Annotated in this window: 16 protein-coding genes; 8 read left to right on the top strand and 8 right to left on the bottom strand. The window is 62.8% G+C overall.

Going from position 1 to position 16,791, the window contains the following annotated elements; all coding sequences use genetic code 11:
- Positions 1–22: 22 nt before the first annotated feature.
- The 4 genes from OKW20_RS13105 to OKW20_RS13090 all read right to left on the bottom strand — a co-directional run bounded on the left by OKW20_RS13105 (position 23) and on the right by OKW20_RS13090 (position 6,235).
- Entirely contained in the window at positions 23–1,624 is a 1,602-nt protein-coding gene (locus OKW20_RS13105) for a tetratricopeptide repeat protein (RefSeq protein WP_429172780.1), read from the bottom strand.
- Between the two features lie 145 nt (positions 1,625–1,769).
- A complete protein-coding gene (locus OKW20_RS13100) occupies positions 1,770–2,906 on the bottom strand; it encodes an SEL1-like repeat protein (RefSeq protein WP_429172777.1) in 1,137 nt (378 codons plus the stop codon).
- A 161-nt stretch (positions 2,907–3,067) separates the two neighbouring features.
- The gene (locus tag OKW20_RS13095) at positions 3,068–3,811 is read right to left on the bottom strand and encodes a polysaccharide deacetylase family protein (RefSeq protein WP_043616458.1); all 744 of its coding nucleotides are present in this window, start codon (positions 3,809–3,811) and stop codon (positions 3,068–3,070) included.
- A gap of 114 nt (positions 3,812–3,925) precedes the next feature.
- On the bottom strand, positions 3,926–6,235 hold the full coding sequence (locus tag OKW20_RS13090) for an OmpA family protein (protein WP_429172774.1): 2,310 nt from the start codon (positions 6,233–6,235) through the stop codon (positions 3,926–3,928).
- Positions 6,236–6,653: 418 nt separating this feature from the next.
- Here OKW20_RS13090 and OKW20_RS13085 point away from each other — a divergent pair, with 418 nt between their 5' ends.
- The 4 genes from OKW20_RS13085 (at position 6,654) to OKW20_RS13070 (ending at position 9,668) form a co-directional block, all read left to right on the top strand.
- Positions 6,654–7,436, top strand: a complete 783-nt coding sequence (locus tag OKW20_RS13085) for an ABC transporter substrate-binding protein (protein WP_043624128.1) — start codon at positions 6,654–6,656, stop codon at positions 7,434–7,436.
- 169 nt (positions 7,437–7,605) lie between these two features.
- Entirely contained in the window at positions 7,606–8,409 is an 804-nt protein-coding gene (locus OKW20_RS13080; protein ID WP_043624130.1) for an ABC transporter permease, read from the top strand.
- Positions 8,406–9,236, top strand: a complete 831-nt coding sequence (locus OKW20_RS13075) for an ABC transporter permease (RefSeq protein ID WP_043624134.1) — start codon at positions 8,406–8,408, stop codon at positions 9,234–9,236. The genes OKW20_RS13080 and OKW20_RS13075 overlap by 4 nt, the downstream gene beginning before the upstream one ends.
- Positions 9,237–9,401: 165 nt before the next feature.
- Positions 9,402–9,668 carry an usg protein gene (locus OKW20_RS13070; RefSeq protein WP_043625476.1) on the top strand — a complete coding sequence of 89 codons (267 nt, stop codon included), beginning with the start codon at positions 9,402–9,404 and terminating at the stop codon, positions 9,666–9,668.
- Positions 9,669–9,728: 60 nt separating this feature from the next.
- Here the strand turns inward: OKW20_RS13070 and OKW20_RS13065 are convergent, their stop codons facing one another.
- A complete protein-coding gene (locus OKW20_RS13065) occupies positions 9,729–10,454 on the bottom strand; it encodes a DUF2270 domain-containing protein (protein ID WP_043625474.1) in 726 nt (241 codons plus the stop codon).
- A gap of 204 nt (positions 10,455–10,658) precedes the next feature.
- Here OKW20_RS13065 and OKW20_RS13060 point away from each other — a divergent pair, with 204 nt between their 5' ends.
- The 3 genes from OKW20_RS13060 (at position 10,659) to OKW20_RS13050 (ending at position 13,160) form a co-directional block, all read left to right on the top strand.
- Positions 10,659–11,486, top strand: a complete 828-nt coding sequence (locus OKW20_RS13060; protein ID WP_043625471.1) for a class I SAM-dependent DNA methyltransferase — start codon at positions 10,659–10,661, stop codon at positions 11,484–11,486.
- A 112-nt stretch (positions 11,487–11,598) separates the two neighbouring features.
- Entirely contained in the window at positions 11,599–12,468 is an 870-nt protein-coding gene (locus OKW20_RS13055; RefSeq protein ID WP_429172771.1) for an NAD(P)-dependent oxidoreductase, read from the top strand.
- Positions 12,465–13,160, top strand: coding sequence for a DNA alkylation repair protein (locus OKW20_RS13050; RefSeq protein ID WP_429172768.1), 696 nt, complete (start codon positions 12,465–12,467; stop codon positions 13,158–13,160). The genes OKW20_RS13055 and OKW20_RS13050 overlap by 4 nt, the downstream gene beginning before the upstream one ends.
- 15 nt (positions 13,161–13,175) lie before the next feature.
- Here OKW20_RS13050 and OKW20_RS13045 read toward each other — a convergent pair whose 3' ends face one another.
- From OKW20_RS13045 to OKW20_RS13035, 3 genes are all read right to left on the bottom strand, one after another.
- Positions 13,176–13,664, bottom strand: a complete 489-nt coding sequence (locus OKW20_RS13045; RefSeq protein ID WP_034795162.1) for an Lrp/AsnC family transcriptional regulator — start codon at positions 13,662–13,664, stop codon at positions 13,176–13,178.
- Between the two features lie 65 nt (positions 13,665–13,729).
- The gene (locus OKW20_RS13040) at positions 13,730–14,368 is read right to left on the bottom strand and encodes a uracil-DNA glycosylase family protein (RefSeq protein ID WP_429172765.1); all 639 of its coding nucleotides are present in this window, start codon (positions 14,366–14,368) and stop codon (positions 13,730–13,732) included.
- Positions 14,361–14,948: a thermonuclease family protein gene (locus OKW20_RS13035; protein ID WP_429172762.1), complete on the bottom strand. Its 588-nt coding sequence runs from the start codon at positions 14,946–14,948 to the stop codon at positions 14,361–14,363. The genes OKW20_RS13040 and OKW20_RS13035 overlap by 8 nt, the downstream gene beginning before the upstream one ends.
- A 306-nt stretch (positions 14,949–15,254) precedes the next feature.
- Between OKW20_RS13035 and OKW20_RS13030 the strand changes: the two genes are divergently transcribed.
- A complete protein-coding gene (locus OKW20_RS13030; protein WP_429172759.1) occupies positions 15,255–16,790 on the top strand; it encodes a sensor histidine kinase in 1,536 nt (511 codons plus the stop codon).
- The last annotated feature ends 1 nt before the right edge of the window (position 16,791 follow it).

The following is a 16,791-nucleotide window of genomic DNA, read 5'->3' as shown; positions in this document are numbered from 1 at the left end:
CGCGCGGGCCTGAGGCCGACAGTCAAGGCTTCGTGGCGTCGCGATACTTCTGCGGCAGCCCGTCGAGCAACTGCTGCGCTTTCTGCATCCCTTGTTTCGCCGCCCTGGCATACCATTCGGCTGCCGACGCAAGATTTTGCTCCACGCCGGCGCCCCTTGCATAGGCGATGCCGAGATTGAGTTGCGCGTCGGCATTTCCCTGCTCGGCGGCCTTGCGAAACCATCTGGCAGCAGCCGCAGCGTCGCTTTCCACACCGATGGCATTGAGATAGGCCACGCCGAGACTGAACTGCGCCAGAGCGTAGCCCTGATTGGCCGCGAGTTCATAAAGCCGCGCCGCCTCCTTGAGGTTCTTCTCGAGGCCGAGGCCGCCTGCGTACATCACCGCCAGGTGGAACTGGCCGCGGGGATCCCCGCGATCAGCCAGTGCCAGAAACCAGCGGTGCGCTTCCGCGTAGCTTTCTCCGGTGCCGGTCCCCTTCAGGTACATGAGGCCGACGTTCAACTGGGCCTTGGCATCCCCTTGCTTGGCCGCCTTCAGGTAGAGGTCAAAGGCCGCTGCCGGATCCTTCTCGACGCCGCGGCCGAGCATGTAGAAGGTGGCGAGGTCCACCTGTGCTGCAACCATCCCCTGGTCGGCCGCCTTGCGGCACCAGTTCACCGCCTCCCGATCATCGCGCCCGACGCCGAAGGCGCGCACGTAAACGCCGCAGAGCAGATTTTGCGCTTCCTTATGGCCGGCGTTCGCAACCGGGCGAAGCCAGCGAAGTCCCTCCTGGGCATCAATCCGCCCGGCCTCGCTGTTGAAATAGAGCCGACCGGCATTCGCTTGCCCATCGACATATCCCTGCTCGGCGGAACGCAGGTACCAGCGCAACGCTTCGGCCATGTTGCGCTCAACGCCGACACCCTTCTCGTACATGAAACCGAGGTTGTACTGGGCACGCGCCTCCCCGGCGACCGCGGCTCGCGACGTCCATCGGTAAGCCTCCGCGTCATTCTTCAGCGTGCCGCTGCCTTGGAAATAGGCGATGGCCAGGTTGTGCATGGCGGCCACCAGGCCTTGTTCCGATGCTTTCCGATACCATTCAAACGCCGCGGCCGGGTCGCGCGCCGTACCGCGCCCCTGCTGGTAGAGAAAGCCCAGGTTGAACTGTGCCGCCGCATAGCCTTGTTCAGCCGCCAGCCGGTAATAGGCGAAGGCCTGCGCATCATCCTTGGCAACGCCCAGCCCCTGTTCGTAGATCACCCCGAGACTGTATTGGGCCTCCGGAATGCGCTGCTCGGCGGAGAACCGAAACCATCGTCCAGCCTCCTCATAGTTCTGCTTCACGCCTTCGCCGCCGTTGAAATAGATGGTGCCGAGGTGGAATTGCGCCTTCGCGTCGCCACTCTCGGCCGCCTTCCGGTACCAGCCGATCGCCTTCAGGAAGTCGCGCTCGACGCCCTCGCCGGTGTGGTAGCGCATACCGAGATCGACCTGCGCCTGGACATCGCCGTCTTCGGCCCGCTCCACCACCTTGTCGAACGGCGGCAGGCCCGGGGCCGCACCGTCCGCGTGGACGGAGGACGAGAACACCGACGACGTCAGGGCAACAACGAGTCCGAAGACGACGCGCTTCATCCACACCTCCCAGGCTACCGCTACGCGGAAAAATCCTATGGCGAGGTTCCTTCAACCGAAAATCGATTTCGACAGACGGCTTCAACGCGTCGAGCAGCGGCCGTTAACCACGTCATTTGAAGGTCATGCGGGAAAATGGTCGCTGTCAGTCTTTCGGCAGCGCATCGAGAGCCTGTTGCGCCTCGGACATCCCCTGGGCCGCTGCCTTGCCGTACCAGAGCGCCGCCGCTTTCAGATCCTTGTCGATCCCGGTCGCCTCGACATAGGCCTGCGCGACGTTGAACTGCGCCTTGGCGTGGCCCTGCTCAGCTGCCTTCATGAACCAGCCGAAGGCCGCTGCCGGGTCACGGTCCACGTCGGTGCCGGTCGCATAGGCGACGCCGAGATTGTGTTGCGCCAGCGCGTAGCCTTGCTCTGCCGAGAGGGTATAGAGCCGCACCGCCTCCTTCGCATCACGCTCTACGCCGCGGCCATCGCTATACATTATCGCCAGATTGTATTGACCGGCGGCGTCACCCGTATCGGCAGCAGTTCGGAACCATCGTGCTGCTGCCACCTGATCCTCGGCGACACCTGTCCCGCTCACATACATCAGGCCAACGTTTAGCTGCGCCGTCTTGTGCCCGTTCTCCGCCGCCTGTTTGAACAGATCGAAAGCAGCGGCCCGGTCCTGCACCACACCCTGCCCCTGCAGGTACATGATCGCGAGATTGAATTGCGCAGCCGCATACCCGCCCTCGGAAGCACTCCGGTACCAGCGCGCCGCAACTTCGTCGTCGCGCGAAACGCCCTGCCCCGTGGCGTAGATTAAGCCTAGCTTGAATTGCGCCAGTGGAAACTTCTGCGCCGCCGAAAGGCGGTACCAGCGGAGCGCCTCTTCAATGTTTGGCTCGACGCCTTCGCCCTTGAAATACTTCTGCGCCAGCTCGTACTGGGCAATGGCATGCCCGCTGTCGGCGGCCCGCCTGAACCACCTGACGGCATCGACCTCGTTTCGGGCCACGCCGCGGCCCTCCATCAGCATTGCTGCCAGATTATATTGCGCCGGCACGTTGCCGCCTTCAGCAGACTTCTGGAACCAGCGAAACGCTTCGGCATCATCCTGCTTGGCGCCTTTCCCGGTGAAGTAGGCCCAGGCGATGCGAAACTGCGCGTAGATGTCCCCGTTCTCCGCAAGCACTCGGTCCTGCTCTGTCGGGACAGGGGGCATTTCTGCGAGCGCCGGGAAAAATGACGTGCCGAGCGCAAGTGCGGCAACAAGGCCGAAAACGGCGGGTTTCATCCATTCCTCCCGATGGCAACGCATTCGGGGAACGTTAAGCAACGGAGAGTTGATTCGCCATCGCGTTTCCCTTCGACAGAGACGCAACAGTCGATCCGCTTTGCGCATTGGCGAACCGCCGGGGAGACGCGAGCGTTTGCCGCACGCGCCTCTATCGGCCGTCAGTTCGTCGCGCCGACGGCCGTTTCGTCCGGAATGTCGTTCAGGCGCACGAAGCTGTAGCCCTTCGCCTTGAGGTCGAGGATGCCGCGGGCAACGCCGGCGCCGGCCGAATGGGTCGGCTGGTTGATGTGGGCGATGATGACGTCGCCGTCCTTGGCGGCGCGAATGCGCTTTTCAGCCATTGCAGCCCCCAGCAGCGAGCCGCCGTCGCCGTTCACCGAGTAGCCGGCGATGCGGTAACCCATGGCGCGGATCTGGCTCATCGACGAATGGGTGTATTTGGCCGTCGCGCCGCGAAACCACTTCGGCGCCGGCAGTCCATGCGCCTTGATTGCGACAGCACCGCCATCAACTTCGGCCGCGACCGCCGCCTCGGAGCCGGCTGCCGCGATGCCATAAACGGAGATCTTCACGTCGATCGGCGGCACGTGCATCGCGCCGTGGTCCTCGATCTCGAACAGATCAGGATGTGCCTTCATCACCTCGACGACGAGGCCGTTGCGCTTCAGCCAGCGCGCGGTGACGAAGATCGTCGCCGGGATACGGTTTTCGATCAGCGTGCCGAGGATGCGCATGTCGGTGGCGCCGCTGCAGGCGTCAAGCGTCAGCGCAACCCGCGGGGCTGCGCCCTTTCCGCCGGGATTGGAAGGCAGACGCAGATCCGGCTCGACGAGCCCAGGCGCAGCGGTGGCCGAATGGGCGAACGTGGTGGCGGCAACAAGCGCGAGAACAAGGGCTTTCATGGCAATCCGGAGGAAGAAAGTCTGGGAAGGAATGTCAAATGACAGAAACCCGCCTTTTGCGAGGCGGGTTTCCGGGATTTAGGTGGGCAGCCCTGCCCGAAGCTTGATCGGCGCTTAACGCTGCGCGACCGGGCGAACCAGCGGCGTCACACGGCGAATGGTGACGCGACGGTTCTGTTGCTCGGCGTCCTGGGTGCGAACCTTCAGGAAGCGCTCGCCATAGCCCTGGGTCGCCAGGTTTTCCGGCGGAATGCCGTAGACCTCGGTGAGCAGCGAGGCGACCGATTCGGCGCGCTTGTCGGAGAGCACCAGGTTCGAGCGGTCCGAGCCGACGGCATCGGTGTGGCCTTCGATGAAGAAGGTTTCACCCGGATCCTTGGCAAGGATCTTCTCCATCGCGGCTGCGACCTTGCGCATGGTCTTGGCCTGCGACATCGACACTTCGGCGCTGCCCGTCGGGAAGGTGATGGTGTCGAGGTCGACGCGGCGAACCTTGTCACGCAGGCGGGCGGAGTGGCGCACTTCGTCCATCGTGTAGACGCGTTCGACACGCTCGACCGGCGGCTCGGCCAGGAACTGGTAGTAGTCGCGATCCGGATCGTCGGAAACGTCGGCGATGTAGTCGCGGACCGGAATGCGCAGGCGCATCGGCGGCAGTTCGTAGCCGACGTCGATGATCGCCGGACGCGGGCCTTCGTCACGCTCGGGCGCATAGATCATCAGGTATTCGTTGCCGTCGCGGTCGACACGCGAGCGCTGCAGGATGTCGCCGTAACGGTTGTAGACGGTGACGATCCGGTAGCCGCCCGGACGAACGATCGTTTCGCGGGTGCGGCCACGCGGAAGCTGATCATAGTAGGTCTCTTCCGCATCGTAACGCAGGCGCGGACGGTCGTCGCCACGCACGAAGATCTGGTCGCCGACCCCAAGGATCACCCGGTTGTCGATCTGTTCGACGATCTTCACCTCGGTGATGTTGTTGGTGATGTTGTTGACCGTCGTGTTGTTGTTGATCACCGTGTTGTTGATAACGGTGTTGTTGACGATGTTGGTCGTCTCCGGAACCACGAAGACCGGAGCCTCGTCGACGCGCGTACCCTTTTCGTTGAGGTTCGCTTCGATCTTCTGCGGCAGGTCGGCCTGGATCTCGGCAGCGATCGCAGCCTGCGCTGCGGCATCGTCGGCTGGCGGCGGTGCGTCCTCTTCCTTGGCGCGCAGTTCCTCGCGCAGCTTCTGACGCTCTTCGCGCGCCTGGTTGCCGCCGGCATTGTCGGCGTCCTTGTCGCTGTCGAGCACGGCCGCACCATTTTCGACCGGCAGGACGACGGTTTCGTCGGTCGCGGCCGGATCGTCGGCGATCTTCACCTTCTCTTCTTCCGTACGGGTATCGACCACTTCCGGAGCCGGCTGCTGCACCTGCGGCTGCTCGGCGGTCACCGGCTGGTCGGTGCCGGGCACGGGCTGACCTTCGCCGGTCTGCGGCTGCTCGGTACCAGGCACAGGCTGGCCTTCACCCGTCTGCGGTTGTTCCGTGCCGGGCACAGGCTGGCCTTCACCCGTCTGCGGCTGCGGCTCGACGGCGGGAGCGGTTTCGCCACCGGCCTTCTGCTCTTCGGCAGCCTTCTGCTCTTCGGCAGCCTTCTGTTCTTCAGCAGCCTTCTGCTCGTCAGCAGTCTTCTGCTCTTCGGCAGCCTTCTGCTCTTCGGCGGCCTTCTGCTCGTCAGCAGCCTTCTGCTCTTCAGCAGCCTTTTGCTCGTCAGCGGCCTTCTGCTCTTCAGCGGCCTTCTGCTCTTCAGCGGCCTTCTGCTCTTCAGCAGCCTTCTGCTCTTCGGCAGCCTTCTGCTCTTCGGCGGCCTTCTGCTCTTCAGCAGCCTTCTGCTCTTCAGCAGCCTTCTGCTCGTCGGCAGCCTTCTGCTCTTCAGCAGCCTTCTGTTCCTCAGCAGCCTTCTGCTGCTCGGCAGCCTGGCGCGCAGCCTCCTCCTCGGCAGCCTTCTGCTGCTCAGCAGCCTGACGGGCGGCTTCTTCCTCAGCGGCCTTCTGCTGTTCGGCGGCCTGACGGGCAGCCTCTTCCTCGGCAGCCTTCTGCTGTTCGGCGGCCTGTCGTGCAGCCTCTTCTTCAGCGGCACGCTGCTGTTCGGCCGCCTGGCGCGCAGCCTCTTCCTCGGCAGCACGCTGCTGCTGCTCGGCGGCTTGGCGCGCGGCCTCTTCTTCAGCGGCGCGCTGCTGTTCGGCAGCCTGGCGCGCGGCTTCTTCTTCCGCCTGGCGCTGTTGCTGCAGCAGCAGCTCCTGGTCGGATTGGCCACCGCCCTCCTGTGCAACCTCGAATGGCTTCATCAGGCTGTCGGCCACGGCAGGCGGAACCGCCACGGACACCGACAGCACCGGCAGCGCGACGGTCGCAAACAGCTTGGATCGAATCGACATTTTGTCTTCCTTCCTCTTCCTGGGAGGTCCTGGCCCGCATCCTCTCGTCAACCCATGACACGCTGACGAAGGGAATGCGAACACGAATACTTACGGGGCCTTGACCCAAGGTTTCGGCTTTTTTGTGTTGGCCGCGAGACGCGCGGTCCAATGCAACGCCCAAACCGCGAACCGGTTCCTTGACAAGGGCTAGCGGAGGCAAGATTAACCGCCGCTGAACGCCTCGTTCATGTTCCTCCGGCGCTGAAAAGCACAATCATCGGTCGAATCCCGATTCCCGTTGAGCGCCTTCGCTTTCCTGTTGATTTTTAGTGGAAAAGAGTACGAATATCGCCACAACCGGCGGCAGACGCCCCGGCTGAAATTGGCATCCGCGAAAAACAAGAAAAGCGGATGTCGGCCAACAGAGAGGACTATCATGCGTATTTCCAAGCGGCTGGCAGCCGCCGCATCGGCTGCCGTTTTCGTGCTCATGGCAGGCTCGGCCATGGCCGATGGCGAAAAGGTCGTGATCGGCACGGAAGGCGCCTACCCGCCCTTCAACAACCTCGAAGCGGACGGCACGCTGACGGGCTTCGACATCGACATCGCCAAGGCGCTGTGCGTGGAAATGAAGGCTGAATGCACCTTCGTGACGCAGGACTGGGACGGCATCATCCCGGCGCTGATCGCCAAGAAGTTCGACGCCATCATCGCGTCCATGTCGATCACCGCCGAGCGCAAGGAAAAGGTCGACTTCACCAACAAGTACTACAACACGCCGCCGGCTATCGTCGTACCGAAGGATTCGCCGATCACCGAGGCGACCGCCGCCGCTCTGCAGGGCAAGGCACTCGGCGCGCAAGGCTCGACCACCCACTCCAACTATGCCGAAGCGCATATGAAGGGTGCGGACATCAAGCTCTACCCGACCGCTGACGAGTACAAGCTCGACATCGCCAACGGCCGTATCGACGCGGTCATCGACGACGTCGTCGTGCTCTCCGAATGGCTGAAGACCGCCGATGGCGCCTGCTGCAAGCTGCTCGGCACCCTGCCGATCGATCCGGTTATCAACGGCGACGGCGCCGGTATCGCGGTCCGCAAGGGCGACGACGCGCTGCGCGAGAAGTTCAACAAGGCGATCGAGGCGATCCGCGCCAACGGCAAGTACAAGGAAATCAACGAAAAGTACTTCCCATTCGATGTTTATGGCAGCTGATTGACGGTTTCCGGTGCGATTTCCTAGTGAATCATGCCGGAAAAACGTCGGTTGATGCGAAAATTGCAACGGCGGATGGCTTGCCCTTCCGCCGTTTTTGTTTGACAAGAGCCTAAAACAAAGCGCGATCGATACGCATAAGAACAGCGCAAAAGGGGAAATCTCTGACATGAGCGGGTTGTTTGCCGGCTTCTATTCCATCCTCTCCTGGATCGGATCGATCGTCGATCCATTCTGCGGCCCGGTCGGGGTCTTCACCTGGTTCGGACCAGGCACGCTTCTGGCCTGCGGCGACACCGGATGGGGCGACGATATCGCCCACGGCTTCGTCATTACCGCGAGCCTTGCCATCGCCACGCTGCCCGTCGGCCTGCTGATCGGCTTCTTCATCGCGCTCGGCAAACAGTCCGAAGAACGCACGGTACGGCTGGCCGCCAACATCTATACGACCATCTTCCGCGGCCTGCCCGAACTGCTGACGCTCTTCATCGTCTATTACGGCCTGCAGATCCTCGTTCAACAGCTGCTGGCATCGCTCGGCTACGACGGTCCGGTCGAAATCAATGCCTTCTTCGCCGGCATGATCGCACTCGGCGTCGTCTTCTCCGCCTATTGCTCGGAAGTCCTGCTGTCGGCCTTCAAGGCCATTCCACATGGACAATACGAAGCCGGTGACGCCCTTGGCCTGCATCGCGGCCGCACCATGCGCCTCATCATCCTGCCGCAGCTCGTGCGCATCGCCCTGCCCGGTCTCGGCAATCTCTGGATGGCGCTGCTAAAGGACACGGCTCTCGTCTCCGTCGTCGGCCTGACGGACATCCTTCGCCAGACCGGCATTGCCGCCCGCGTGACCAAGCAAGCCTTCGAATTCTATGGCGTTGCCTGCGTGCTCTTCCTCATCCTTGCGATGATTTCCTCGATCGTCTTCTCCTACATTGAACGGCGAACCAAGCGTGCGGAGATGGGCCGATGAGTGTCATTGCAACGATCATCCCGCCCCAGGCGCCGCCACCGGTTCCGCCGAAGCCCTATACGCTCACCCGCTTCGTCGGCAGCGTTGCGCTCGGCATCTGGCTGGCGCTCGGCGTCGGCATCTTCCTGACGGTCGTCGGCGGATGGGATCCGGACAAGTTCGCCAAGTACGGCCCGCGTTTCATCAACGGCCTCGGCGTCACGCTGATGCTGGTCGGCCTTTCGATCGTCATGGGCGCCATCCTGTCGCTGCCGATCGCCTTTGCCCGCATGTCGAAGAACAAGGTCCTGTCGTGGCTCGCCTACGGCTATGTCTACTTCTTCCGCGGCACGCCGCTGCTGGCACAGCTGTTCCTCATCTATTACGGCCTCGGCAGTTTCCGCCCGCAGCTCGAAGCGGTCGGCCTGTGGTGGTTCTTCCGTGACGCCTGGAACTGCGCGATCTTCGCCTTCACGCTCAACACCGCAGCCTACCAGGCGGAAATCCTGCGCGGCGCGATCGAGAGCGTGCCGCGCGGCCAGCGCGAGGGCGCTGACGCGCTCGGCCTTCCCCAGCGCGTCGCCTTCTGGAAGATCATCCTGCCGCAGGCGATGATCGTGGCGCTGCGCCCCTACGGCAACGAGATCATCCTGATGATCAAGGGCTCGGCGATCGTCGCGATCGTCACCGTCTTCGATCTCATGGGCGAAACACGCTACGCCTTCTCCCGCACCTTCGATTTCCAGATGTATATCTGGGCAGCCATTCTCTACCTCATCATGGTCGAGATCCTGCGCAACATCTGGAGCCTGCTGGAAGCGCGGCTGACGCGCCATCTGAAGCGCTAGACCTTCTACGTCGATTTTGAACAGGCTTGGCAGCACTCCCAAAGAGAGGCTGCCAAGCTTTTGTTATTTCACGAGAAAGTTTCACTTCGGGACAAATATTAGCCCTTGATTAACAAATCAGGCGTTTCATCATAGAGACCAACCTTTGCGAGAAGTGAGGTCCACATGACGAACGAGATGGAACTTCAGCTCAAGGGCTACGGACTGACGACGGCGCAGATCCTCTACCACCTGCCCGATCATCCGGCCTTCCTCCAAACCTACATCTGGCAGCACTACGACCTGGCACCGGAATTCCCGGAGATGCGCAGCTTCCTGAAGTTCTGGGAAGAGAAGCTGGACGGGCCGTTGCATTCGGTGCGCTACGTGCACCGCAAGCTAATCTCGGCCACCGAATGGCGCGCACTGAAGGGCGAGTTCATTCTGCACTGAGAGCTTCACCGGCGTTCGCTCTAAGCCGTCGAGACAGGCGAGGCGTGACGCCTGGTGTCCTCAAACATGCACTTCCCCGTGCGCCAGTTCGCCCTCGCGCGGCTCCTTGTGCAGCGAGCCGTAGAGCACCACCCCATAGAACAGCACGACACCGATGATCACCGGCCAGCCGGGCAAAGGACCAAGGGCTGCATTCTGGGCGACGTCCATCCAGGAGCGCACATGGCCGAAGGGCTCACCATTGGTGGAGATCTTCGGCGAGGAAATCTTCAGCGCCCAGGCGAGCAGCAGGATCAGGTACATCCAGCAGTAATTGCGCTGCAGCCGGCGGCAGACCGCCTCGCGGTAGCTCATCAGGAAGGCGGGCTTGCGCAGGCTCTTGGCGATCGACGCCGCCCAATTGAGGTTCGGCGTGCCGTCGGGCGCCAGGATCTGGGCGAAGTAGCCGCGCTCCAGTTGCCGCACCCGGGCTCGGTAGACGTCGAAGAAGCGATAGCGGCGGGCTTCGATCAGGAGAAGCAGCGTGATCAGCAGCATGGCAAAGAGCAGCACACCATGATGCGACGACGGCGTCGACAGCGACACCGAAAGCAGCGCCGCAACAACAGTGATTGCCCAGTTGGACGTCCGGTCGATGCGGTCGCGCCAGCCGGCCATGCGCCCCATCTCGCCGCGATAATAATGCACCACTGCGTTGATCTGCTCCTGCGACGTCTGCGGCAAAGGCGGGCCTTTCGGCTCCTTCGTTTCGGCGCTCAAGATCAGCGGCCCAAGCTCGGCGGACATCGGCATTCCTCCCGTCTTTTCTTATGCTTGCGATGATGACTCCTTTCCTGTCGCCGATAAATCCCGATGACGCCGCGTGGCGACGTTTTTCGTTCAAAAGATCAATGAAATCCTGCCACTGGCCAAAGGCACGCCCTATCTGCCGCCGCAAAGCTTTCGCCGACGGCGATTGCCAAAGACCGCCTGCGGACGTAAGAAGCGCCCATGACCCAGAAAAGCACGAAAATCGACGAGGAAGCGCTGGCCGAAGCCTACAACCGCGCCCTCTCCCTGGAAAAGTCCGGCAAGTTCGATGCCGCCGCCGACGCCTATCACGAAGTGCTGGCGCTCGATCCGGAAGACCACGGCGGCGCTGCCGTGCGGCTGGCCTCGATGGGACGTGGCGAAACGCCTGTGAAGGCGCCCGACGCCTATGTCGCCACGCTCTTCGACCAGCATGCCGAAGTCTTCGACAACGTGCTCGTCGATCAGCTTGGCTACTGCGTGCCCTTGCTCGTTCGCCAGCGCCTGCAGGCGCTTGAGCTCGGGCCGTTCGACCGCGTGCTCGACCTCGGCTGCGGCACGGGGCTGACCGGCGGCGCGCTTCGCGACATGGCCGAAGACATCACCGGCGTCGATCTCTCCGAAAACATGGTCGAGATCGCCCATGAGAAAGACCTCTACGAGACGCTCTACGTCGCCGAAGCAGTCGACTTTCTCGACGACAATGACGACGAGCCCTTCGACCTGATCGTCGCCACCGACGTGCTTCCCTATATGGGCGCGCTCGAGGCGCTGTTCTTCGGCGCCGTCGACAACCTCGTGCCGGGTGGCCTACTGATCTTCTCCAGCGAGACGCTGCCTGCGGAAACCTTCGCCGGCCGCGATTTCATGGTCGGCCCGCACCAGCGCTTCGCCCATGCCGAGAGCTACCTGCGCGACCGTCTCGCCGCCACCGGCTTCGAGATCGTCGAAGTCGGCGACATCACGGTTCGCCTGGAAGAAGGCGAGCCGATTGCCGGACATCTGGTGGTCGCACGCTTCAAGCCCTGATTGGGCCATGACGGCATCATGATTAGGGAGCATCGCACGATGCTCCCTTCTCTCTTTTCCGCACCCGCGCCATCGGCTACACCAAGGCGAAAGCAATGGGAGTATTCGGAAAATGGCAAAGGTTGCATTCATCGGTCTCGGCGTCATGGGCTACCCCATGGCCGGCCACCTCAAGGTCCGCGGCGGGCACGAGCTGACGGTCTATAACCGCACCTTCGCCAAGGCCGAGAAATGGGCTGCCGAGTTCGGCGGTCGCGCGGCGCGCACGCCGGCGGAAGCTGCCGATGGCGCCGATTTCGTCTTCTGCTGCGTCGGCAATGACGACGACCTGCGTTCGGTCACGACCGGCAAGGACGGCGCCTTCGAGACGTTGAAGGCCGACGCCGTCTTCATCGACAACACCACGGCCTCCGCCGAGGTCGCCCGCGAACTTTACGAGGCGGCCAAGGCCCGCAACGCCCACTTCATCGACGCACCGGTTTCCGGCGGCCAGGCGGGTGCCGAAAACGGCGTGCTGACGGTGATGTGCGGTGGCGACGAAGCCGCCTTCGATCGCGCCAAGCCGGTCATCGAAGCCTTTGCCCGCATGGTCGGCCTGATGGGCCCGGCCGGCGCCGGCCAGATCACCAAGATGATCAACCAGATCTGCATCGCCGGCCTCGTCCAGGGGCTCGCCGAAGGCATCCACTTCGGCAAGAAGGCCGGCCTCGACATCGAGAAGGTCGTCGACGTCATCTCCAAGGGAGCGGCCGGCTCCTGGCAGATGGAAAACCGCCACAAGACGATGAATGCCGGCAAGTACGATTTCGGCTTTGCCGTCGACTGGATGCGCAAAGATCTCGACATCGTGCTCGCCGAAGCCCGCCGCAACGGCGCCAAGCTGCCGGTGACCGCGCTAGTCGACCAGTTCTACGGAGACGTACAGGAAATGGGCGGCAATCGCTGGGATACGTCCTCGCTGCTCGCCCGCCTCGAAAAGTGAGCCTTGGCCCCTCCTCGACCGCGGGCGAGATCATCGCTCACCTGCGGTCGCTTGGCTCCGAGGACAATCTTGCCGGCATGGCGCGTTTCGGCATCGTTACCGACGCCGCCATCGGGCTTTCCAATGTCGAGCTGCACAAGATCACCCGGCTGGTGAAGACCGATCACCGCCGGGCGCTGGAACTCTGGCAGTCCGGCATCCGCGAGGCACGCATCCTCGCTGCCTTCACGGCCGATCCGAAAGCGCTGACGCTGGAAGAGGTGCGCCGCTGGGCGGACGATTGCAATTCCTGGGAAATCGTCGACACCGTTGCCGACCTCTTCGTCGCCGCGCGCTTCGAGCGCGAACTGATCGCGGAATTTGCTGGCGACGAACGTGAATTCGTACGGCGCATCGCTTTTGCGATGATTGCGACCGCTGCGGTCCACCTGAAGAAAGAACCGGACGCAACGCTTCTCGCCTGGCTGCCGTTGATCGAGCAGCATTCCGGCGACGAGCGCAACTTCGTCAAGAAGGCGGTCAACTGGGCGCTCCGGCAGATCGGCAAGCGCAATGCCGCCTGCCACGGCCCGGCGTTTGCGCTGGCTAAGAAACTGGCCGAAAGCGAAAACCGCGCCGCCCGCTGGACGGGCAAGGACGCGGTTCGCGAACTGTCGAACGACAAGATCCTGGCAAGGCTTGGCCTCGCCTGAGCCTGATAGCGGAGATCAGTCCTCGCTGGACTTCGCCTGGTCGATCATCATGTAGTCGAGCGGCAGCTCGGTCGTATACTTGATCTGCTCCATGGCGAAGACGGAGGAGACGTCGCGGATTTCGATCTTGGCGATCATGCGCTTGTAGAAGGCGTCATAGGCCGCGATGTCAGGCACGACGACGCGCAGCAGATAGTCGACATCGCCGCTCATGCGGTAAAACTCGACCACTTCCGGAAATTCGGACACGACCTCGGAGAAGCGGCGCAGCCACTCCATCGAGTGGGAATTCGTGCGGATCGAGACGAAGACCGTGACCTTGGTGTTGATCTTCACCGGATCGAGCAGCGCGACGCGGCGGCGGATCACGCCGTCCTCTTCCATCTTCTGGATGCGCCGCCAGCACGGCGTGGTCGAAAGCCCGACCTTCTTGGCAAGGTCGGCAACGGCCAGCGTGGAGTCCTCCTGCAGCAGGCGCAGGATTTTGCGGTCTAGGCGATCCATGAGAGTCCCTCTCGAATTATTTTTCCCTCTATAGCGCGAAATTGGTGAAGATAAAGAAAATTGTTTCAGCTTGCGAGAACGGAAACACGTTCGCGCAGGAAAGGCAGCACGTCCGCCTCGAACCAGGGATTGCGCTTCAGCCAGCCGGTGTTGCGCCAGCTTGGATGCGGCAGCGGCAGGATCGCCGGCACGGCGTTGCGCATGGCGTAGCGCCGCCAATCCTTCACCGTCTCGGTCATCGATTTCGGACAGTCCGGGCCGATGTGCCACCGCTGCGCATAATGGCCGATCGCCAGCACCAGTTCCACCTGCGGCATCTGCTCCATCACCCGGTGGCGCCAGAGCGGCGCGCATTCGCGCCGCGGCGGCAGGTCGCTGCCATGAGCGTCATAGCCCGGAAAACAGAAGCCCATCGGCACGATCGCGAATTTGTCCGGATCGTAGAAAGCTTCGCGATCGACGGCCAGCCACTGCCGCAACCGGTCACCGGACGCATCGTTGAACGGCAGGCCGCTGTCATGCACACGCAGCCCTGGCGCCTGCCCGGCGATCAGGATGCGCGCCGCAGTGGAGATTACCGCCACCGGCCGTGGCTCGTGCGGCAGCCGGTCGGCCTCGCCACGCTGCGGATTGTCGCGACAGATGCGGCAGGCGGCAATGTCTGCCCGCAACCGTTCGAGTTGAGCAATGCGGTCGTCAGGCATCGGCGATACCGGAAAAGAGTGCGGTCAGGCGCTCGAGCAGCCAGCCGCGGATCGCGGCAAGCCAGCCATCGATGAGGTGCGGCCCCTCGTCGGGATGACCGTTTGTCCGACGCCACTCCTGCGGCTTCACGAACTCGCCGGCCCAGAGCCCGCGCTGCTCGCGTTCTGCCCTTGCCTCCTCGGCCTCATAGCGTCCGTAGCTCACCGCATAACCCGAAAGCACCATTTCGCGCCCGACATCGCGGCTGGCCACATCGCAGACGCCAAGCTCGCGGCCGTATTTGTCGCGGCCGTGAAAACGACAGCGCACATCGCCCGCCGATATCAGCGCCCGCAAGCGGTCGCGCGCCTCGCGGCCACAATCCCAGGCAACGCCGTCGCGTTTGCAGGTCTGGCCGAGTTCCGGCGCATCGATGCCCTCGATGCGCACGCGCTTCCCGTCGATCCGCAGGCTGTCGCCGTCGCTCGCAATCGCCGCGCCCCGTGCTGAACCGGTCGAAGATCGTTCTCCGACGGGCAACCGGTCAGCGAAAAAGGCGCCGATCGCAAGCAGCAGAAGAATGATCCAGCCGCCGGCCATGCCGCCACGTCCGCCGGACGGCGCAGGACCGCGGGACCTGCCGCGGCCCTTGGCAAACCGATATGTCGTCCGTCCGAATTTCACGCCTGCCCTAACCTCGTTTGCCCGCACGGTGCCTGACAGACCAGCGCGTCATAAACATGGTCGATTCCAAAAGATTAGAGAAGGAATCTCACATGCAGCACGATCTGTTGCGACCTTGGACACGGCTGCGCCACAATGGTTGTCGAATCCTTCACGCACCGCAGCAACTTCTTAAGGATTGCTCACTAGACTGCAACGCAATCGCAACCGTCGCATATGAGCATGAGTATCGCTGCCAGCACATCGACCGATAAGATTATCGTCGACAAATCGCGTAGCCATCGAAACAAGGCTGTTTCGAGGACGGTCCGCGCGACGCGCGAACGGCTGCAGACGGGCTCGTCTGTGCCTTCGGGCTTCGAGCGCGAGATGCTCAATCTCTACATCGACAGTGCACTGCATGGCGCGATCGCCATCCCGGTGCTCGTCGCGCTGATTACAGCGGTCGGCATCTACCTCTCCGGTAATCTCAGCTTCGTCCTCTGGGCGGTCATGACGCTTTCGGCCCATGCCGTCACGCTCTTCTTTGCGCGCAAGGCACGCCGGGAAGACATGAGCGCCGAGAAGGTTCCGGTCTGGCGTCGCCGCTTCCTGCTCGGCCAGGTGCTGATGGGTCTCTGCTGGGCGACCTTCGTGGCGCAGGATTGCGCCAGCTGCGGCAATGTGCGCTTCGGCTTCTTCGAGGGTACGGTGCTGCTGGTCGCGCTTGCTGCGACCGCCATGGGCACGTTCCTGCTGCGCAACGCGCTCCTTTACACGTTCGCACCGGTCGTCGCCGCCCTCGCCTTCGCATCGCTCACGACCGGCGACCCCATCTATGTCGGCCTCACCGGCATCATTTCGCTGTCGCTGCTCTTCCTGGTGCTGATGACCGACCGGATGAACCGCGCAAGCGTTCACATCCTTTCCGTTCAGTCGGAAAAGGACGACCTGATCGCGGAACTCGAAGTGGCAAAGTCGATGTCCGACGAAGCCCGCCGGCGCGCCGAAGAAGCCAACCTCGCAAAGTCGCGCTTCCTCGCCTCCATGTCGCACGAGCTGCGCACGCCGCTCAACGCCATTCTCGGCTTCTCCGAGGTGATGTCGACCGAGGTTCTGGGCCCGCTCAGCAACCCGACCTACAAGGAATATACCAACGACATCCACCGCTCGGGCGAGCATCTCTTGAACCTTATCAACGAGATCCTCGACCTGTCGCGCATCGAGGCTGGGCGCTACGATCTCAACGAGGATTCAGTCAGCCTCGTCGATATCGCCGAGGATTGCATCGGCATGGTGCAATTGAAGGCCCGCGCCAAGAACATCACCATCCACCAGCAGTTCGAACACGGCATGCCCTCCGTCTGGGTCGATGAAAAGTCGATGCGCCAGGTCATTCTCAATCTGCTGTCGAATGCCGTGAAGTTTACCAATACCGGCGGCGAAGTCACCTTCAAGGTCGGCTGGACGGCCGGCGGCGGCCAGTATCTCTCGATCAAGGACAACGGCCCCGGCATTCCCGAGGAAGAAATCCCGATCGTGCTCTCAGCCTTCGGCCAGGGCTCGATCGCCATCAAGAGCGCTGAACAGGGCACCGGTCTCGGCCTGCCGATCGTCCAGGCGATCCTTGCCAAGCACAATGGCGAATTCATCCTGCGCTCGAAGCTGCGGGAAGGCACTGAAGCCATCGCCATCCTGCCGGCCCGCCGCGTGCTCGAAAGCCTGCCGGCGATCGAGGATGTCGCAGCCCCGGTTCGCCGCCGCAAGAGCTTCGCCTGAT

The organism is Ensifer sp. LBL, from assembly GCF_050435225.1.
Lineage (GTDB): Bacteria > Pseudomonadota > Alphaproteobacteria > Rhizobiales > Rhizobiaceae > Ensifer.
The sequence above is the reverse complement of the archived record's forward strand: the minus strand, read 5'-3'. Positions and strand labels throughout refer to the sequence as shown.